This window comes from Providencia alcalifaciens (assembly GCF_020271745.1).
Lineage (GTDB): Bacteria > Pseudomonadota > Gammaproteobacteria > Enterobacterales > Enterobacteriaceae > Providencia > Providencia alcalifaciens_B.
In genome coordinates, this window is record NZ_CP084296.1 from 1,007,489 (window position 1) to 1,027,297 (window position 19,809).

General features: G+C 42.7%; 21 protein-coding genes and 2 tRNA genes. 7 read left to right on the forward strand and 16 right to left on the reverse strand.

Annotation, left to right across the window (positions count from 1 at the left end; translation table 11 throughout):
• Positions 1 to 19 precede the first annotated feature (19 nt).
• The 8 genes from rimP to rlmE all read right to left on the reverse strand — a co-directional run bounded on the left by rimP (position 20) and on the right by rlmE (position 6,511).
• A complete protein-coding gene (rimP, locus tag LDO51_RS04550) occupies positions 20 to 472 on the reverse strand; it encodes a ribosome maturation factor RimP (RefSeq protein ID WP_006662411.1) in 453 nt (150 codons plus the stop codon).
• A 213-nt stretch (positions 473 to 685) separates the two neighbouring features.
• Positions 686 to 762 (reverse strand) — tRNA-Met (locus tag LDO51_RS04555).
• Between the two features lie 57 nt (positions 763 to 819).
• Positions 820 to 909, reverse strand: a tRNA-Leu gene (locus LDO51_RS04560).
• 107 nt (positions 910 to 1,016) lie between these two features.
• Entirely contained in the window at positions 1,017 to 1,361 is a 345-nt protein-coding gene (secG, locus tag LDO51_RS04565) for a preprotein translocase subunit SecG (protein ID WP_036949048.1), read from the reverse strand.
• Positions 1,362 to 1,607: 246 nt separating this feature from the next.
• Positions 1,608 to 2,945 carry a phosphoglucosamine mutase gene (glmM, locus tag LDO51_RS04570; protein WP_225576521.1) on the reverse strand — a complete coding sequence of 446 codons (1,338 nt, stop codon included), beginning with the start codon at positions 2,943 to 2,945 and terminating at the stop codon, positions 1,608 to 1,610.
• Positions 2,938 to 3,786, reverse strand: coding sequence for a dihydropteroate synthase (gene folP, locus LDO51_RS04575; protein ID WP_225576522.1), 849 nt, complete (start codon positions 3,784 to 3,786; stop codon positions 2,938 to 2,940). Before folP ends, glmM begins: the two co-directional genes overlap by 8 nt.
• A 70-nt stretch (positions 3,787 to 3,856) precedes the next feature.
• Positions 3,857 to 5,824 (reverse strand): ATP-dependent zinc metalloprotease FtsH, encoded by a 1,968-nt coding sequence (gene ftsH / locus LDO51_RS04580; protein ID WP_036949042.1) that lies wholly within the window; start codon positions 5,822 to 5,824, stop codon positions 3,857 to 3,859.
• Between the two features lie 57 nt (positions 5,825 to 5,881).
• A complete protein-coding gene (gene rlmE, locus LDO51_RS04585) occupies positions 5,882 to 6,511 on the reverse strand; it encodes a 23S rRNA (uridine(2552)-2'-O)-methyltransferase RlmE (RefSeq protein WP_036949039.1) in 630 nt (209 codons plus the stop codon).
• A gap of 259 nt (positions 6,512 to 6,770) precedes the next feature.
• Here rlmE and yhbY point away from each other — a divergent pair, with 259 nt between their 5' ends.
• Complete coding sequence (gene yhbY / locus LDO51_RS04590) at positions 6,771 to 7,064, forward strand: ribosome assembly RNA-binding protein YhbY (protein ID WP_225576523.1); 294 nt, start codon at positions 6,771 to 6,773, stop codon at positions 7,062 to 7,064.
• A 118-nt stretch (positions 7,065 to 7,182) separates the two neighbouring features.
• Here yhbY and greA read toward each other — a convergent pair whose 3' ends face one another.
• The gene (greA, locus tag LDO51_RS04595) at positions 7,183 to 7,659 is read right to left on the reverse strand and encodes a transcription elongation factor GreA (RefSeq protein ID WP_154628829.1); all 477 of its coding nucleotides are present in this window, start codon (positions 7,657 to 7,659) and stop codon (positions 7,183 to 7,185) included.
• 254 nt (positions 7,660 to 7,913) lie between these two features.
• Between greA and dacB the strand changes: the two genes are divergently transcribed.
• Positions 7,914 to 9,362, forward strand: coding sequence for a serine-type D-Ala-D-Ala carboxypeptidase (dacB, locus tag LDO51_RS04600; RefSeq protein ID WP_225576524.1), 1,449 nt, complete (start codon positions 7,914 to 7,916; stop codon positions 9,360 to 9,362).
• A gap of 85 nt (positions 9,363 to 9,447) precedes the next feature.
• Here the strand turns inward: dacB and cgtA are convergent, their stop codons facing one another.
• From cgtA to rplU, 3 genes are all read right to left on the reverse strand, one after another.
• Positions 9,448 to 10,623: an Obg family GTPase CgtA gene (gene cgtA / locus LDO51_RS04605; protein ID WP_225576525.1), complete on the reverse strand. Its 1,176-nt coding sequence runs from the start codon at positions 10,621 to 10,623 to the stop codon at positions 9,448 to 9,450.
• A gap of 132 nt (positions 10,624 to 10,755) precedes the next feature.
• A complete protein-coding gene (rpmA, locus tag LDO51_RS04610) occupies positions 10,756 to 11,013 on the reverse strand; it encodes a 50S ribosomal protein L27 (protein WP_004905922.1) in 258 nt (85 codons plus the stop codon).
• A gap of 19 nt (positions 11,014 to 11,032) precedes the next feature.
• A complete protein-coding gene (gene rplU / locus LDO51_RS04615; RefSeq protein ID WP_006658010.1) occupies positions 11,033 to 11,341 on the reverse strand; it encodes a 50S ribosomal protein L21 in 309 nt (102 codons plus the stop codon).
• Between the two features lie 335 nt (positions 11,342 to 11,676).
• On the opposite strand from rplU, the gene ispB reads away from it, so the two are divergent.
• Positions 11,677 to 12,648 carry an octaprenyl diphosphate synthase gene (gene ispB / locus LDO51_RS04620; protein WP_225576526.1) on the forward strand — a complete coding sequence of 324 codons (972 nt, stop codon included), beginning with the start codon at positions 11,677 to 11,679 and terminating at the stop codon, positions 12,646 to 12,648.
• 63 nt (positions 12,649 to 12,711) lie between these two features.
• On the opposite strand, the gene LDO51_RS04625 is transcribed toward ispB, so the two are convergent.
• Both LDO51_RS04625 and LDO51_RS04630 read right to left on the reverse strand, forming a co-directional pair.
• On the reverse strand, positions 12,712 to 13,071 hold the full coding sequence (locus tag LDO51_RS04625; RefSeq protein ID WP_225576527.1) for a DNA-binding protein: 360 nt from the start codon (positions 13,069 to 13,071) through the stop codon (positions 12,712 to 12,714).
• 100 nt (positions 13,072 to 13,171) lie between these two features.
• Complete coding sequence (locus LDO51_RS04630) at positions 13,172 to 13,528, reverse strand: DNA-binding protein (RefSeq protein ID WP_225576528.1); 357 nt, start codon at positions 13,526 to 13,528, stop codon at positions 13,172 to 13,174.
• A 556-nt stretch (positions 13,529 to 14,084) separates the two neighbouring features.
• Between LDO51_RS04630 and LDO51_RS04635 the strand changes: the two genes are divergently transcribed.
• Positions 14,085 to 14,402: a helix-turn-helix domain-containing protein gene (locus LDO51_RS04635; RefSeq protein ID WP_225576529.1), complete on the forward strand. Its 318-nt coding sequence runs from the start codon at positions 14,085 to 14,087 to the stop codon at positions 14,400 to 14,402.
• Between the two features lie 198 nt (positions 14,403 to 14,600).
• Here LDO51_RS04635 and mdh read toward each other — a convergent pair whose 3' ends face one another.
• Positions 14,601 to 15,539 (reverse strand): malate dehydrogenase, encoded by a 939-nt coding sequence (gene mdh / locus LDO51_RS04640; protein ID WP_225576530.1) that lies wholly within the window; start codon positions 15,537 to 15,539, stop codon positions 14,601 to 14,603.
• Between the two features lie 471 nt (positions 15,540 to 16,010).
• Between mdh and argR the strand changes: the two genes are divergently transcribed.
• Positions 16,011 to 16,481, forward strand: a complete 471-nt coding sequence (gene argR / locus LDO51_RS04645; protein ID WP_036949013.1) for a transcriptional regulator ArgR — start codon at positions 16,011 to 16,013, stop codon at positions 16,479 to 16,481.
• A 107-nt stretch (positions 16,482 to 16,588) separates the two neighbouring features.
• Positions 16,589 to 16,999 (forward strand): DUF6122 family protein, encoded by a 411-nt coding sequence (locus tag LDO51_RS04650; RefSeq protein WP_225576531.1) that lies wholly within the window; start codon positions 16,589 to 16,591, stop codon positions 16,997 to 16,999.
• 214 nt (positions 17,000 to 17,213) lie between these two features.
• Here the strand turns inward: LDO51_RS04650 and mpl are convergent, their stop codons facing one another.
• On the reverse strand, positions 17,214 to 18,593 hold the full coding sequence (gene mpl, locus LDO51_RS04655) for a UDP-N-acetylmuramate:L-alanyl-gamma-D-glutamyl-meso-diaminopimelate ligase (RefSeq protein WP_154603034.1): 1,380 nt from the start codon (positions 18,591 to 18,593) through the stop codon (positions 17,214 to 17,216).
• Between the two features lie 163 nt (positions 18,594 to 18,756).
• Here mpl and fbp point away from each other — a divergent pair, with 163 nt between their 5' ends.
• Positions 18,757 to 19,764, forward strand: coding sequence for a class 1 fructose-bisphosphatase (gene fbp / locus LDO51_RS04660; RefSeq protein ID WP_132496355.1), 1,008 nt, complete (start codon positions 18,757 to 18,759; stop codon positions 19,762 to 19,764).
• Positions 19,765 to 19,809: the final 45 nt, after the last annotated feature.

The following is a 19,809-nucleotide window of genomic DNA, read 5'->3' on the forward strand; positions in this document are numbered from 1 at the left end:
GTTGCCTCATTGAACTTAATTAAAAGTGTGGTACCAAGTTAGCTTTCTGGATGTTGCCGAGGGCGAACACCTCATCCTTACCATCTACAGTAACCGTAATCATTTCACCATCAACGGCTTTGATAATACCTTGCCATCTACGACGGTTCTGCATCGCGATACGCAGTGACAGAGCCACTTCTTCACCCATGAAACGCTCATAATGAGCGATGGTGAACAGTGGACGTTCCATACCCGGTGACGATATTTCAAGGTTATAAATCACAGAAATTGGATCTTCGACATCCAATACTGCACTTACTTGATGGCTGACATCAGCACAGTCATCAACAGTGATGCCTTCTTCACTATCAATGAAAATACGCAGTGTCGACGTGCGCCCGCGAACAAATTCTAAGCCTACAAATTCAAAGCCTAGTGCTTCCACTGGTGCAGAAACCATCTCTGTTAATTTTTGCTCTAATGTGGACAAGCCCACCCCCAGACATAAAAAAAGGGCATAAAGCCCAGTTAATTCGATTGTCAAATAACAAAAAACCCCGAAATTCGGGGCTTTTGTAACTGGACCCATAGTACATGGGTTTACCGTGCTCTTAGTATACCTTGAAAATCTAGATAAATCGATGAGAAATTACGATAACGATATCTGATATTGTTGCGACAAGATATGTATGACTAAGAGAAATGGTTGCGGGAGCTGGATTTGAACCAACGACCTTCGGGTTATGAGCCCGACGAGCTACCATGCTGCTCCATCCCGCGTTCGAAACGTGACTATTTTACACTGACTATTGTGAGTTCACAAGTCGTCTAAAATAATGGTGCCGAGGACGGGACTTGAACCCGTACGCCCGTTTTGTAGGCACTACCACCTCAAGGTAGCGTGTATACCAATTTCACCACCTCGGCACTGAGGCGAGGTTACTAATTTCACAATCAATAACCTCAAATTTTTAACTTCTTACTACTTTACTGCTAATGAAGACATTAATGTCGTCATTCGGAATCTCTAACACTTAACGAGGAATATCGCTCGTTGGTGTTGCTGGTGCTGCCGGAACGTCTGTTGGTTGCTCGACTTTTGCCGGTTCGCTAATGTTTTCCCACTTACTACCTGCACCAGTTCCATATTTATTGGCAGTCATGTTGCCAAGAATTAAACTGATGATGAAAAACACAGCAGCCAAGATTCCAGTCATACGGGTCATGAAGTTACCTGAGCCCGATGAACCAAACAGTGTTGCAGAAGCGCCCGCACCGAATGATGCACCCATGTCAGCACCTTTACCTTGCTGTAACATGACCAGACCAATTAGGCCGATAGCCGCGAGCAAGAAAACAACTAAAAGAGCTATATACATTTGAGTTACCTATTCAGTTACGGTGCATAGCCTATGCTATGACCCTTATACTGCACACCTACTCAAAACATTATTACAGAATTGAGCAGGTGCGAATACTAACCAAAGCTGAGCCGACAAGCAAGTCTATTTTGATTTCATTTAACTATTTGAAGAAAAAAACAGCAAACTATCGAAATAATGCTCAACTCGGTTATTCGCCTCCCTTCGGCTGATTTTCATCCGCTAAAGGGAAAATGTACGTCATTAACCTGCCGCTTTAACTGCATCAGCAATACGGTTCGCCATTTCGGTGACAGTTTCTTCGTTTTCACCTTCAACCATCACACGAATCAACGGTTCAGTACCTGATTTTCTCAGCAATACGCGACCTTTGCCAGCCAACTCTTTTTCCACTTGCTCATTTGCCGCAATGACAGCATCACTTTGTAGAGGATCGTGTTTACCTTTAAAGCGTACGTTGACCAGAATTTGAGGTAGAAGCTTCATACCGCTGCATAAATCGTGCAGACTCATATGGTTACGCACCATGGCACTCAGTACTTGCAGGCCAGCAACAATACCGTCACCTGTTGTGGTTTTATCTAATAAAATCACATGACCTGAGTTTTCAGCCCCCATGCGCCAGCCTTTTTCTTGCAGTTTTTCTAGCACATAACGATCGCCCACTTTTGCACGTTCAAATGGAATACCTAGCTGTTTCAGCGCAATTTCTAACCCCATATTACTCATTAAGGTGCCCACAACGCCGCCTTTCAATTGGCCTTGACGCAGTGCTTCACGCGCAATGATATACAGAATTTGATCGCCATCGACTTTATTGCCTTGATGATCAACCATGATGATACGGTCGCCGTCACCATCAAATGCTAATCCTACATCCGCTTTTTCAGCTAAAACACGCTCTTGTAGCTTACGAACATCGGTTGCACCACACTCCTCGTTGATGTTGATCCCGTTAGGATCGCAACCCATTGTGATGATTTGAGCGCCTAATTCGCTAAAGACGCTAGGTGCAATGTGGTAAGTTGCTCCGTTTGCACAGTCTAAAACAACTTTGAGGCTGTTCAAGCTTTGCTCGTTCGGGAATGTTCCTTTACAGAATTCAATGTAGCGTCCTGCAGCATCGACGATGCGGTTCGCACGACCCAGCTCTGCAGATTCAACGCACGTAATTGGCTTTTCCATTTCCGCTTCAATCGCTTCTTCAACTTCGTCAGGCAGTTTAGTCCCGTCGATGGAGAAGAATTTAATCCCATTATCATAGTAAGGGTTATGGGAAGCTGAAATTACGATCCCAGCTTCTGCACGGAAAGTACGAGTTAAATAAGCCACTGCTGGCGTTGGCATTGGACCCGTGAAGGAAGCAGATAACCCTGCAGCAGCTAAGCCAGCTTCTAATGAAGATTCCAGCATGTAGCCAGAAATACGCGTATCTTTACCAATGATAATTTTACGTGAGCCGTGACGAGCCAGTACTTTACCCGCAGCCCAACCTAATTTTAAAACAAAATCAGGTGTAATTGGGCTATCGCCCACTTTGCCACGGATACCATCAGTACCAAAATATTTACGGTTACTCATACGCTAATTTTTCCTTTTCTGACAGAGTCATCTGAACGACTTGCATTGCTTGTACTGTCTCTTTCACATCATGAACTCGGATAATTTGAGCCCCTTGCATTGCCGCAATCGTGGCGCACGCTAAGCTACCCGCTAGACGTTCTTGAGGTGGAACATTTAATAATTGTCCAATCATAGATTTTCGCGATAATCCTGCCAAGAGCGGTAGTCCGAAATCATGAAATTGATCTAAATGCGCTAGTAACTGGTAATTATGCGACAGATTCTTACCAAAACCAAAGCCTGGATCGAGGATTATTTGCTGTTTATCAATTCCCGCCTTCACGCAGCGCTCAATCTCACTGGAGAGATACTCTTTAACTTCTTTTACTACATCCACATAATCGGGTGCATCTTGCATGGTTCTTGGTTGGCCTTGCATATGCATAATGCAGACGGGCAATCCTAGTTTTGCAGCCACAGCAAGGGAACCGTCTTCATGTAACGAGCGGATATCATTGATGATATGCATCCCAGCTTTAGCGGCCTCATCCATTACTTGGGCTTTTGACGTGTCTACAGAAATCCAAACATCAAAACGTTTTGCAATTGCTTCCACAACAGGCACAACACGGTCGAGTTCTTCACTGATAGAAACCTCAGCCGCACCCGGTCGGGTTGACTCGCCACCGATATCAATAATTGTTGCGCCTTCTTGCACCATTTTGGCGACATGATCTAGAGCATCATGATAACGATTATGAGTGCCACCATCTGAGAATGAATCAGGAGTAACATTCAAAATCCCCATCACTTGAGAAGTGGATAAGTCAAGGAGGCGACCTCGGGCTTTAATATGCATGATTATTTTTCCTTAACGTAAAAAACCCCAGAGACCTGGGGTTTTTAATTATTCAACTTGTCACGATGGCTTACTGTGGCTTGCTATCGTTATTATCGGATGAATTATTTTCATCAGATTTTTCAGTTGGCTCTTCTGGTTGAGTTTCAGCTGGCTTTGCTTCAGGTTTTGATGCGCTAGTCGCTGCACCAAATGAACCTGTCACATTGTTCACTTTTTTATCCTCATCCCAGCCTGCTGGCGCACGTACTGGACGGCGGTTCATCAGGTCGTCAATCATTGGCATATCGATAGTTTCATATTTCAATAATGCATCTTTCATCGCATGCAGAATATCCATATTGTCAGTTAAGGTCTTATGTGCAACCTCATAACCACGGTCGATAATTGCTTTAATTTCTTCATCAATGATGCGTGCAGTTTCATCTGAGTAAGTCGAGCTATGCCCTGAACGGCCTAAGAATGCAGGACCTTCTTCTTCAGAATATAACACCGGACCTAACTTGTCAGAGAAGCCCCACTGAGTCACCATTTTTCTCGCTGTGCTAGTTGCTTGCTGGATATCACCTGATGCGCCGGTTGAGATTTTGTCATAACCATAGATCAGTTCTTCCGCAATACGACCGCCGTATGTACTTGCGATATTACCTTCTAACTTCTGACGGCTAGCACTGATTTGGTCGCCCTCTGGTAAGTAGAAAGTCACACCCAGCGCGCGACCGCGAGGAATGATTGTTACTTTATGCACTGGATCATGTTCAGGCATTAAGTAACCAACAATTGCGTGTCCAGCTTCATGATAAGCAGTAGATTCTTTCTGCTCTTCAGTCATCATCAGTGAGCGATGCTCTGCACCCAGCCACACTTTATCACGCGCTCTTTCGAATTCTGCCATCGTTACAACGCGTTTATTTTCACGCGCTGCAAACAGTGCAGCTTCGTTCACTAAGTTAGCCAATTCCGCACCGGAGAAACCAGGTGTTGCACGAGCCAAAATAGTCGTATCAACCGCAGGGTCGATAGGCACACGACGCATATGAACTTTTAAGATTTGCTCACGACCACGAACATCCGGTAAACCCACCACGACTTGACGGTCAAAACGGCCCGGACGCAGTAATGCAGGGTCTAGAACGTCAGCACGGTTCGTCGCCGCGATCACGATAATACCTTCGTTACCTTCGAAGCCATCCATCTCAACCAGCATTTGGTTCAGTGTCTGCTCACGTTCATCGTGACCACCGCCTAAACCTGCACCACGTTGACGACCAACAGCATCGATTTCATCGATAAAGATAATACAAGGCGCCGCTTTTTTTGCTTGTTCGAACATATCACGAACACGTGAAGCACCCACACCCACAAACATTTCCACGAAATCAGAACCGGAAATGGTAAAGAACGGAACTTTGGCTTCACCAGCGATAGCTTTTGCTAGCAATGTTTTACCTGTACCCGGCGGTCCCACCATCAGGACGCCTTTAGGAATTTTACCACCAAGCTTTTGGAAACGAGCTGGTTCACGTAGGAAGTCTACGATCTCCCCCACTTCCTCTTTCGCTTCATCACAACCCGCAACATCAGCAAATGTTGTTTTGATCTGGTCTTCTGTCAGCATACGGGCTTTGCTTTTACCGAATGACATCGCCCCTTTACCGCCACCACCTTGCATTTGGCGCATAAAGAAGATCCAGACACCAATCAACAGCAGCATTGGGAACCAGGAAATGAAAATAGATGTCAGTAAGCTAGGTTCTTCTGGTGGTTCACCGACGACAGTAACATTCTTGTTTAACAAGGTGTCTAACAACTTCTCATCCTGCATAGGCAGATAAGTTGTGTAGCGGCTATTATCCGCTTTTCTGACGTTCAATTCACGACCTGTGATACGAACTTCACGTACCTGATCCTGGGCTAACTCATTGATAAACGTTGAATAATCAACTCTGCGACTATTCGAATCGCTTGGGCCAAAACTCTGGAACAAGGACATCAGAACAACTGCGATGACTAACCAGAGAATTAGGTTTTTCGCCATGTCACTCAAGGGATTAACCTCACCTTACAACTGTGTTAACAAATAACGCTCAGGGTACTATAGTTTTAGTCCTGTCGCTACAATGTATACTTCACGCGATCGTGCCCGCGAAGATTCGGGTTTACGAACTTTCACCTTCGTAAACAGGGAGCGGATATCCCTAAGGTATTCGTCAAAGCCTTCTCCCTGAAACACTTTAACGATAAAACTTCCCCCGGGAGCCAATACCGCACGGCACATATCCAATGCTAGTTCAACCAGATACATAGAGCGGGGAATATCAACTGCTGGTGTTCCGCTCATATTTGGGGCCATGTCAGACATAACCACTTGTACTTTTTTATCGCCAACTCGCTCTAACAAAGCAGCTAGTACAGCTTCATCACGAAAATCTCCTTGAAGGAAATCAACGCCGACGATTGGGTCCATTGGTAATAGGTCACAAGCAATAATACGACCATTGTGACCGATTTGGCCGACAACATATTGCGACCACCCACCAGGAGCAGCCCCTAAATCAACAACGGTCATACCTGGTTTAAAAATCTTATCACTTTGCTGGATTTCATCCAGTTTAAACCATGCACGCGAGCGGAGCCCTTTTTTTTGTGCTTGCTGAACATATTTATCACTAAAATGTTCTTGCAACCAACGACTGGAGCTTGCCGAACGTTTTTTATTGGCCATTGCACTTTCCAACTATACTAATAGAAATACATTTCCCGACATTCTTCAAGTTACAGGGAGTTAGCTTCATTTTTCCTACCCAAGTCACATAAATACTGCTGTTTATCGGGAGAGTGTTAACGTGCTGCCTACTTGCCACTGGATTACTTTCGGGTAATCATTAGCTGCTTCTTTACCATCATATAAGATTAATAGATGGTGATAGTGATCAGATGGCGGTAGAATATGCCATTTTCAATACTAACCAAGCAAAAAATCGATGAATCTTAACAAAAAACAAATTCAACACCTAAAAAGTCTCGCTCATCACTTAAATCCCGTTGTTATGATTGGTAACAATGGTTTAACTGAGGGTGTTTTAGCTGAAATCGAAGTCTCATTAACACATCATGAGCTTATCAAAGTCAAAATCGCTGGCGAAGATCGTGAAACTAAAAATTTGATCGCTGAAGCGATTGTTCGCGAAACCGGTGCAACAAATGTTCAAGTTATCGGTAAAATTCTTGTTCTCTACCGTCCATCAGCTGAGCGCAAAATTAGTTTACCTAAATAATCACTGCTTATTTATATAAAAATGCCATTGAAAGCATGTTTTATATGACGAAAAAGGCCGCCTGCGGCCTTTCTCTCTTAATCAGTAAAATAATATAACCAATTCAGGGAAATAGGAATCAGATATACTCAACTTTAAGAATTTCGAACTCAACATCTCCGCCCGGCGTCTTAATCATTACAACATCATCAACTTCTTTACCCACTAATCCACGCGCAATTGGTGAATTCACTGAAATTAAGTTCACTTTAATATCAGCTTCATCATCACCTACAATGCGGTAGGTTAACTCTTCATCGGTATCCAAATTCAATACGGAAACCGTCGCACCAAAAATCACTCGGCCATTATTTGCCATTTTGGTCACGTCAATCACTTGAGAGTGAGAAAGTTTAGATTCAATTTCTTGAATACGACCTTCACAAAAGCCTTGTTGCTCACGTGCAGCATGATATTCAGCGTTTTCTTTTAAATCGCCATGTTCACGAGCTTCTGCAATAGAAGCAATAATTTCAGGACGACGGACAGATTTCAGATACTCGAGCTCTTCTCTTAGCTTGTTAGCACCAAATACCGTCATTGGAATCTGTTTCATTTGATAAATACCTCTAATTCAATCCTATCTCAAAATAAGTATCTTCCTGATTTTGTAACAACAGTACACCGAACACCATGGTATGTAGGGGGTGTTCAAAACTTAAGGTGTCAATAACTCAATCAGACCAACTTGTGACTTATCTTATCATACTGTTCGCTATTTTAACTGAGAGTTAATAGCTGATCATCGTTTACTTTATTGGGCATTACACTTTAGTATGTGCAGTATGTCTACCCTAATGCGTGAAATATATGTCGCTACTAACATCAACCAGAAAATTAATCTTCACTTTAGGACTTGCATTCATTACTTTGCAAGCATCTGCTATCCCTATCGATGATTATAAGCAGTATCTCCCTGACGGCACTAACCTTGCTCTGGTTGCGCAGAAAGTAGGAAGTAATACCCCTCTTATTGATTATAACGCTCAACAAATGGCTCTGCCTGCCAGTACGCAGAAAGTAGTAACCGCACTCGCTGCATTACTACAGCTAGGCCCTGACTACCGTTTCGTCACTAACTTCGAGACCAACGGAAAGCTCAATAACAACACGTTATCCGGTGATTTGGTGATCCGTTTTAGTGGTGACCCTACGTTAACACGTCAGCAAATCCGCAATATGGTCAATGCATTAAAGCAGATTGGCATTCATAAAATCGATGGCGATCTCATTGTCGATATTTCTGCTTTTTCCAGCCATGATAAAGCACCGGGCTGGGTATGGAATGATATGACTCAGTGCTTTAGTGCGCCACCTGCCGCCGCTATCATTGATAGAAACTGCTTCTCAGTTTCCCTTTATCCATCCGATAAAGCAGGGGAAATGGCGTATATCAAAACAGCCAGCTTCTATCCTGTAAATATGTTTAGTGAGGTCAAAACTCTCGCTAAAGGTTCTCCAGAATCTCGCTACTGCGAGTTAGATGTGGTTCCTGGTGAATTGAATCGCTATACATTAACAGGCTGCTTAACCCAGCGTAGTGAGCCATTACCGCTCGCATTTGCCGTGCAAAATGGAGCGAGCTATTCCGGTGCTATCGTCAAAAATGAATTACAGGTAGCGGGCATTGAATTGTCCGGCTCAGTTAAAAAACGCACTCAACAGACGCCGCAATCCCAAATACTCGTTAAAACTGAATCCAAGCCACTGCATGATCTATTAAAAATCATGCTAAAAAAGTCTGATAACATGATAGCGGATACGGTATTTAGAACGATTGGTCGTGATTATTACGGCGTTCCAGGTACCTGGCGCGCAGGCTCTGACGCAGTCAGGCAAGTCCTCAAGCAGAAAGCGGGTATTGATTTAGGAAACACAGTAATGGTGGATGGTTCTGGCTTATCTCGCCATAACTTGATTACTCCAGCGACCATGATGCAAGTTTTACAATTCATCGCTAAAAATGATCAGCAGCTCGATTACATTTCGATGCTACCACTTGCTGGGCACGATGGAACACTACGTTACCGTGGTGGTTTAGATGAGGCTGGAGTCAATGGCAAGGTGTCAGCGAAAACGGGGGCATTACAAGGGGTTTATAATCTTGCAGGCTTTATTACTACCGCAAGTGGGGAAAAAGTGGCATTCGTCCAGTTTATTTCTGCTTACGCGGTTCCACAGAGCCAATATAATAGCCGCCGTGTACCTTTAGTACGCTTTGAAAGCCGCCTCTATCGCGATCTTTACCAAAAGAACTGATCCCCCTGAAGATCCTGTTAAGATCTTCATAATAAAAAAGGCACAACCTTCGCAAGTTGTGCCTTTTTATGTGACTCAAAGATAATTATTTTTGGTAGATGAATTCAACGCCTTCGTCGTCATCTTCGTCCCAGTCATCATCCCAATCGTCATCAAGATCATCTGCACCAGATAACTGCTCTTTGTGGTAATCATCCCACATAAATTCAACTTTTTCTGGTTGGCTGTTTTCATCTTCAACAGCCATATCACGCGGCTGAGTATTCATAAACTCCATGATATCCCAGCACAGTGCTTTCACACCTTCGTGGTTTACCGCAGAGATCATATAATACTTATCTTCCCAGCCCATGCCTTTAGCAATTTCAGCTGCACGTTTAGCAGACTCTTCTTCGCCTAAGATATCCACTTTATTGAAGACTAACCAACGTGGTTTTTGTGCCAGCTTTTCACTGTATTTTTCTAACTCACCCACAATGATCTTGGCGTTTTCCACCGGATCAGATTCATCAATTGGGCAAATGTCGATAAGATGCAGTAATACACGACAACGCTCTAAGTGCTTCAGGAATTGGATCCCAAGGCCTGCACCTTCCGCAGCACCTTCGATCAACCCAGGAATATCCGCGACCACAAAGCTCTGTTCGTTATCCATACGTACCACACCAAGGCTTGGAACCAAGGTGGTGAATGGGTAATCTGCGACTTTTGGTTTCGCTGCTGATACTGAACGAATAAAGGTGGATTTACCCGCATTCGGCATACCCAGCATCCCGACGTCAGCAAGTAACATCAGCTCTAATAAGATTTCGCGAGTTTCACCTTTCGTTCCCATAGTACGCTGACGCGGTGCACGGTTAACGGAAGATTTAAAGCGAGTATTACCAAGTCCATGGAAACCGCCTTTAGCGACCATATGACGTTGATCGTGACGAGTCATGTCACAGAGTACTTCATTGGTGCCAAGATCGCGTACACGCGTTCCTACAGGGACTTTAACCGTGATGTCTGCACCACGCTTACCTGTACACTCACGGCTTTGGCCATTTTGACCACGTTCTGCACGAAATGATTTTTCAAAACGGTAGTCAATCAGTGTGTTGAGGTTTTCGTCTGCCTGTAAATAGACATCACCACCATCACCACCGTCACCACCGTCAGGTCCACCTTTCGGGATATATTTTTCACGGCGGAAGCTGACACAACCATTGCCACCATCTCCTGCCACGACCAAAATTTTGGCTTCATCTACAAATTTCATAATTCTTTCTCCGTCTGCTGGCCATTATAGTGCCTGATGGCGGTATTACCCAGAGATGGCATATTCTGAATATAAAAAGCCCCGCAAAAGGTTTTTGCAGGGCTTTAATTCAAAAATTAAAAGTCAGAAAACTTATTCAGCTTCGATGCTGATAAATTTACGATTGTTAGGACCTTTAACTTCAAATTTAACTTTACCGTCCGCTAATGCGAACAGAGTGTGGTCACGGCCACAACCAACGTTGTTACCTGCGTGGAACTTAGTACCACGTTGACGAACGATGATGCTACCTGCTAATACAGCTTCACCACCAAAACGTTTAACACCTAAACGTTTTGCTTCTGAGTCACGACCGTTACGAGTCGAACCACCAGCCTTTTTGTGTGCCATTAATCTGCTCTCCTAAATCTTAAGCGATGACAGTGATCTTAACATCAGTGAACCACTGACGGTGACCTTGCTGCTTACGGCTATGTTTACGACGACGGAACTTAACGATTTTAACTTTATCGCCACGACCGTGTGCAACCACTTCCGCTTTCACTTTAACGCCTTCAACGATAGGAGCACCGATTTGGATCTCATCGCCATTAGCAACCATCAGAACGTGATCAAATTCAACAGTTTCACCTGTTGCGATGTCCAGCTTTTCTAGGCGGACAGTTTGACCTTCGCTAACTCGGTGTTGTTTACCACCACTTTGGAAAACCGCGTACATATTAACTCCGCTTTCCGCGTACTCGCTAAATATTTCAATTCCTAGAGTACGCTATAAAATATTCACAATAGGGCGCGAATTCTACGCAAAAAAGCAGCAGAACACAAGCCTATAATGCAGTTAGATTACAAAAAATACGACTTTTTTATCGGCTCTATCTTTTTTCGGCTGATTTCTCGGGAATACCTTGAATTGTTACTTATTTAAACATTTTTTGCATTTCACCCGATAATCTTATAATTAATAGTGTTATGCTTACGCTATTACTGTGATATCGGTTTTCCCATTTTTGACTTAGGGAATTCCCCAAAAACTAATAATATGAATATATTACAATGAATTTAGAATCTATCGTTGAACTGACAGCCGAGGATATGTCAGCAGTAAATAAAGCGATCCTCGGCCAATTAAACTCAGACGTAGCACTAATCAATCAATTAGGTTATTACATCGTTAGCGGAGGCGGAAAAAGGATCCGTCCAATGATCGCGATCCTCGCAGGACGATCCCTTGGCTATTCTGAACACAAACATATTCAAGTTGCTGCATTAATCGAATTCATCCATACCGCCACTTTATTGCACGATGATGTTGTCGATGAATCTGATATGCGTCGTGGAAAACAGACAGCTAATGCTGTATTTGGTAATGCGGCAAGCGTATTAGTGGGTGACTTTATTTATACTCGATCCTTCCAAATGATGACGGATCTTGATTCGATGCGAGTTTTAAAACTGATGTCTGAAGCCACTAACGTGATCGCGGAAGGTGAAGTTTTACAATTAATGAACTGCAACGATCCTGACATTACTGAAGAGAGCTACATGCAAGTGATCTACAGTAAAACCGCGCGTCTATTTGAAGCGGCTTCCCACGCTTCCGCTATCTTAGCCAATGCCACACCAGAGCAAGAGAAAGCGCTGCAAGATTATGGCCGCTATATTGGGACGGCATTCCAGTTAGTTGACGATCTTCTGGATTATGATGCGGATAATACCCAGTTAGGCAAAAACACTGGCGATGATCTTGATGAAGGGAAACCAACGCTACCGCTATTACACGCAATGCAACATGGTAATACAGAAGAGTCAGCACTAATTAGGCAAGCAATTGAGCAAGGAAATGGTCGTCATCTGTTAGATACCGTCCTTGGCACAATGAAGCGCTGCGGTTCATTAGAATACACTTACCAGCGCGCGCAAGAAGAAGCACAAAAAGCCATTGATGCTTTAAATGCCATCGAAGACTCTGTATATAAAGAAGCATTAATTGGTTTAGCGCATGTCGCTATTCAGCGCCATTCATAATCACGATTAGAGTTCGAAACCAATATTAAAAAGGGTGAAAACAATTTCACCCTTTTTTCATGGTTATTCATCTTCTGGTTCAGGCTCGATTTTTGCCAATAGCGATGATAACCCGTGACGCAGAATATATTTCACAAACATTTTGCGCTCATCTTCCGTCAATTGATAATAAGCCTCAGACCAAATTTGCAGCGCATCAATACGTTGCACTTGATACGTTGCCGATGGCTCATGGAGTGACAGCTGACTTTGGATCTCACTCGGCAAGCTTTCCATATAGTATTCAACGGCCTTCCCTTGAACACCTCTTTTACGACGACTTTTCCAACCTTCCCTTCTTGCCATCAAGTTAATTCCCTGAGGTGAAGACGGAAGACCTTCTAATCCTGCTAATTCTTTCGCAGTGAACCACAATTTTTTCATAATATCACTTTTACGCTTAGCTTATATTTTGCAACCTGCTTTTGTCGCTATACCAAAGTTATTTTTCTAAAAATTTATTCGATTCAATACTGTATGTAATTTATGTATGGCTATTTTGATTAATAAGATGAATTAAAGCTAAAGCACCTTTGCGCATAATAAACGATAAGATCTTCACGCGTTCATCATGGGAAAGCTGGTTATAAGCCTCTTGCCAAATATGTGCATGTTCATCACGCTTAATTTGATAGCCTCTCGAAGTTTCATACATAACAGTGAACTCTTCGAGATCAATGGGAACCGAGCTAATATGGTATTCCAATGCTTTTCCTTGAATACCTCTTCGTTTTCGATTCAACCACTTTTCTCGCCTCGCCATGGCATTAATACCTTGGGTACTTGTTGGAAGCCCTTGGCGCCCTACGAGCTCTTTTGCTGTTAACCATTCCTTGCTCATTATCGACGCTCCTTGTCATTATGATGACGACTTCGATCAACTATAAACTTTCTTTATTTTCTTAATCGTTTCAATATCCATTTTAAATATTCAAATATAATAGTTAATAAATTATATTGATATCGATAGTTTCTTTTGTATATCTGCTAGTTATATCAATAACTTTGCATCAACTATTTTATACTGATGGATTTATAATGCTGATTAAGAAATTCATTCTTTTCATATAATTCAATACATTATTAAGAAATATAAATCTTCGCGATAAATAGAATAAATATAAGAAAATATAAAAAACAGAGAGCTAACTAAAATGAGTTATTTTTATTTTCAAAGTGTTAACTAAATTCACAATAATCATCTGAGCCTTTCTGTTATTTTCATAAAAGTAACGATAGTTTCATAAAAATGAATTTTTAGAAAAAATCAGAAATTATTATTGGGAAATTCTGTTATTTTATTTCCAATAACAGAACGATTGCACTGAATGTATCACAATACTCTGTTAGATGTACTACTAACTCTACATGATTCTGAGTGAAAAAAGGATTAAAAAATGATGTTACGGAAATCAAACTGGCACCCAGCAGATATCATTGCAGCTTTACGCAAACGTGGAACAACCCTAGCGGCGATTTCTCGCGAAGCAGGGCTGAGCTCATCAACGCTCGCGAATGCACTATCGAGACCTTGGCCTAAAGGTGAATGGATCATCGCAAATTTTTTAGGTATTCATCCATCAGAAATCTGGCCTAGTCGCTATTATGATCCAATGACGGGTGATTTATTAGAAAGAAAAGTTCGAGAAAAATCAAAAAAAATCAAGGAGAAAGGCGAATTAGAAAATAGGGAATCAGAAGAAGAAAATATCTAAAATCAGTCGCTATTTTTGATCAGAACTGAAAGATAAAACGCATTATCATTTTCTTTAAAAACAGCAAGGTTAATTCATTGTGCCTTTAAGGGGCTTTCCCTTATTTTGGTGGGTGAAAACTTACCGAGTATAAAAATAAAGGGCGGAATCGCATGAACGCAATTCCGCCCTTATTTAAGCGCTAAATCTTAATTGGCATTAGCCATTAATGAATTTTTCACCTAATTCGATATCTGCTTTCAGTACGCTTAACATCTCTTTCAGCGCTTTTTCTTCGAATGCACTTAATTTACCAATTGGTAAATGTTTTTCGATACCGTTTTTGCCTAATACAACAGGTTGAGCGAAGAAGCGAGCGTGTTCGCCTTCACCTTCAGTGTATACACACTCAACCACATTGCTTTCGCCTTGCAGACCACGGATCAAAGATAAGCCCAGACGTGCTGCTGCTTGACCCATAGACAGTGTTGCAGATCCGCCACCCGCTTTAGCTTCAACCACTTCAGTACCTGCGTTTTGAATACGCTTAGTCAATGCTGCGATTTCTTCATCAGTGAAGCTAACACCAGGAATTTGAGACAGTAATGGCAGAATTGTCACACCTGAGTGACCACCGATAACTGGCACTTCAACTTCGTGAGTTTTCTTACCTTTTAATTCAGCAACGAAAGTATTTGAACGGATGATATCCAGTGTCGTTACACCGAACAGACGGTTTTTATCATACACACCAGCTTTCTTCAGAACTTCGGCCGCGATAGCAACGGTGGTATTCACTGGGTTAGTGATAATACCAATCAGTGCTTTCGGGCAGGTAACCGCGATTTGTTGAACAAGGTTACGTACAATACCTGCGTTCACATTGAACAGGTCAGAACGATCCATACCTGGCTTACGTGCGACACCCGCAGAAATTAATACTACATCCGCACCTTTCAGTGCTGGGGTTGCATCTTCACCCGCAAAACCAACCACTTTAACGTCGGTAGGGATGTGGCTCAAGTCAGCGGCAACACCTGGAGTTACTGGCGCGATGTCGTAGAGGGAGAGTTCTGAACCTGCTGGGAGCTGGTTTTTGAGAAGAAGGGCGAGAGCCTGACCGATACCACCTGCTGCACCTAGGACTGCAACTTTCATTCTAAAACTCCTTAATTGTACTTTAAAATATATGAATTCATCTGACTACGCACTAAACACATTACTTATAAAAAACAATTCTTTAACAGTTAGAGAGAAGTGTTAACGCGAGATAAATCACCAACACAATAGCTTTATTCTAAACAAATTCCTTATCTGTTAATGAGATAACGGACACTTTTTTAACAAATAGTTTTTATTGCTATTGCATTTAACATTAAACCCAATTTTATTTGGCGATTTATTCAGCGCCACTTGATTATTTAACAATTTTTTCACAATAACTTGTTGTTAAATCAATTCATTTTTAAGTTAAATTTCGAACTAACAATTTAAGACAATCCCCTTCTTATTACCAGAAAAGCCTTATCTCAAATCGCTCATTAAACACTCAAAAAATCAATTTTCTTGCATAAAAATGCACTTTTCAACATAATACAACTCAGTTTAATACCAAAAGATGGGTTAATTATGCGCACTATGTCGAAACAAGAAGACTTGGTAAAAGCCTTTAAGGCACTCCTTAAAGAAGAAAAATTTAGTTCACAAGCCGAAATTGTGATCGCTCTTCAAGAACAAGGCTTCGAAAACATTAATCAATCTAAAATTTCCAGAATGTTGACGAAGTTTGGTGCTGTACGTACCCGCAACGCAAAAATGGAAATGGTATATTGCTTACCAACCGAGCCTGGAGTCCCTACTGCCACCAGCCCACTGAAGAACTTGGTTCTGGATGTTGACTACAACCACTCTGTTGTTGTGATCCGTACCAGTCCAGGTGCAGCACAGTTAATTGCTCGCCTGTTAGACTCCTTAGGCAAAGCTGAAGGTATCTTAGGCAGCATCGCTGGCGATGATACTATTTTCTCAACGCCAACCAACGATTTTACCACTCGTGAACTTTACGAAGCCATTTTGGTGCTTTTCGAACAAGAACTTTAGTCCTTTCGAAAAATTTTAGATATCGAAAAAGAGGGAACCCAGTTCCCTCTTTGTATTTTTAGCACTATAGTGACGCGTCTTCCACTGATGCATATCGAGATAAGCCCGTGTTATTTGAGATTTTACGGAACATCGTTCACTACGGTTTCCATTTTCTAGTGCCCTTTTTATTCGGCTATTTATTTTGGCGAAAGAACTGGAAGCTTGCTGGGCTCTTAATGGTTTCCACTATGGTTATCGACCTCGATCACCTTCTCGCCGATCCTATTTTCGATCCTGATCGTTGCGGCGTAGGCTTCCACCCTATGCACACCATTTGGGCTGCTATCGCTTATGTCGTCTTGTTCTTCTTCCCTTCATGGAAATTCAAAGCCATCGCCGTCGGCTGCCTGTTTCACTTATTGACAGACTCGGTAGATTGTTATCTTGGAAGCGTTAAAAAAGAGATGCAAGGCACTGTATTAAGCTGCTCCGGGTTATCAGAATGCACAAACGTCGAACTTCCTCAGCAGCTATAACGAAAAAGCCCTAACTGAAGTTAGGGCTTAGGTTGATGACAAAGAGGGATAAAAGCGTGGTTTTTCCCTCTTTGTGTTATCCGGCGAAAATCAATGAATTGATTTTCCTTGTTAATTTTACAACCTAACAGAGCCATTTCCAAACCTAATGGGTTTGTCAATGATCAAAGCCCTAACTGAAGTTAGGGCTTTGATTCATGATTGCGCTTATATACTACTCGTCAGATTTAGCTTCGGCTTTATGTTTTAGCCCTGCCAGCAGTTTTTCATGAATACCGCCAAAACCGCCATTACTCATCACCAAAATATGGTCACCGGGCTGAGCCGTCTCCACCACCATATTGGCGAGAGTATCAATATCGGCGTGCCAACGCGCAGGCTGTACACAATGCTCTGCAATTTCTGTGACCATCCACGGAATATTGCTAGGTTGGAATAAAAAGACTTCATCCGCACGACCTAAAGCGGGTGCGATATCATTTTTACTGATCCCCATTTTCATGGTATTTGAGCGCGGTTCCAGTACAGCAATAATACGGGAAGTACCGCCAACTTTGCTACGTAACGCTTCTAACGTCGCTAAAATTGCCGTTGGATGATGAGCGAAGTCATCATAAACACTGACCTCATTTTCAACACCACGTAGCTCAAGACGGCGACGGGCATTAATAAATTTATCCAATGCTAAACAAGCTTCTTTCGCAGGTACGCCAACATGGTGCGCAGCGGCAATCGCCATCAATCCATTTTGGATATTGTGATTACCCACTTGAGACCAGTTCACTTCACCCACTTTTTCTTGTTGGTAATACACCTCAAACTGGCTGCCATCATGATTAAGTTTTACGGCATGCCATTCACCGTTTTCACCCACCAACTCTTGCTCACTCCAACACCCCATATTCATCACTTGCTTGAGGTTATTGTCGTTACTTGGCATAAAGATTTTACCGCTACTTGGCACAATGCGAACCAAGTGATGGAATTGTTTTTGAATCGCTTCGAGATTTTCAAAAATATCCGCATGATCGAATTCGAGGTTATTCAAAATCAGCGTTTTCGGGCTGTAATGCACGAATTTAGATCGCTTATCAAAGAATGCGCAATCATACTCATCCGCTTCAATAACAAAGAAAGGGCTTTTACCAATCTGGGACGAAACATCAAAGTTCCCTGGAACACCGCCAATCAGAAAGCCAGGTTCATAACCACAGTCTTGCAGGATCCACGCCAGCATACCCGCGGTTGTTGTTTTACCGTGAGTCCCTGCAACCGCTAATACCCAGCGTTCAGGAAGAACATGATCATGGAGCCATTGTGGCCCAGAAGTATAAGGTAAACCACGTTCTAATACGGCTTCAACACATGGATTTCCACGGGTCATCGCATTCCCAATCACCACCATATCAGGGGTTGGCTCTAACTGCGCAGGGTCGAATCCTTGAATTAGTTCAATGCCTTGTTTTTCAAGCAATGTACTCATCGGTGGGTAGACGTTTGCGTCAGATCCAGTCACTTTATGCCCTAACGAACGAGCCAAAATGGCTAAGCTGCCCATAAAGGTTCCGCATATGCCTAAAATATGTATGTGCATTCTTTTCCATCCAATAGCATGAGGTTTGTCACTATTCTACTCATCAATCACAGGTTTATAAATGTATTAGCCTATTAATCTTTTCTTTATTTAGATAAACTCTCCGCCCGAGGGTACAATAAAGACCCGCAAATTTCTGTCAATTTTATTCAGGACCTTCGTCATGAAAACATTAGGCGAATTCATCGTCGAAAAGCAACAAGATTTTCCTCATGCAACAGGTGAACTGACCGCATTACTGTCAGCAATCAAACTGGGCGCTAAAATTATCCATCGTGATATTAACAAAGCTGGACTCGTTGACATTCTCGGCACAAGCGGTGTTTCGAATGTTCAAGGTGAAGTTCAGATGAAGCTTGACCTGTATGCAAACGAAAAACTGAAAGCGGCTTTGAAAGCGCGCGGAGAAGTCGCCGGTATCGCCTCAGAAGAAGAAGATGAAATCGTCATTTTCGAAGGTGACCGTGCAGAAAACGCGAAATATGTCGTTTTAATGGACCCTCTGGATGGTTCTTCGAACATCGATGTAAACGTTTCCGTTGGAACAATCTTCTCTATCTACCACCGTATTACCCCAATTGGTCAACCGGTTACAGAAGCTGACTTCTTACAACCAGGTAACCGCCAAGTTGCTGCGGGCTATGTGGTTTACGGTTCATCAACCATGCTGGTATACACCACTGGTTTCGGCGTTCATGCCTTCACCTACGATCCATCATTAGGTGTATTCTGTCTGTCTCATGAAAAAGTCATGTTCCCAGCAGAAGGTAAAATGTATTCCATTAACGAAGGTAACTACATTAAGTTCCCTATGGGCGTTAAGAAATACATCAAATATTGCCAAGAGCAGGATGAAGCAACCCACCGCCCATATACCACGCGTTATATCGGCTCTTTAGTGGCGGACTTCCACCGTAACTTACTCAAAGGTGGTATTTACATTTACCCAAGCACCGCTAGCCACCCAACAGGTAAACTGCGCCTTCTGTACGAATGCAACCCAATTTCATTCTTAGCAGAACAAGCGGGCGGTAAAGCCAGTGATGGTACTAACCGTGTGTTAGACATCATCCCAACCAAGCTGCATCAGCGCGTACCGTTTTTTGTAGGAACGAAAGCCATGGTTGAGAAAGCGGAATCCTTTATGCGTGAGTACCCAGACGCAGAATAATCACACATTCCGTTTGACCTGAAGGCGAGACTCTCTCGCCTTTTT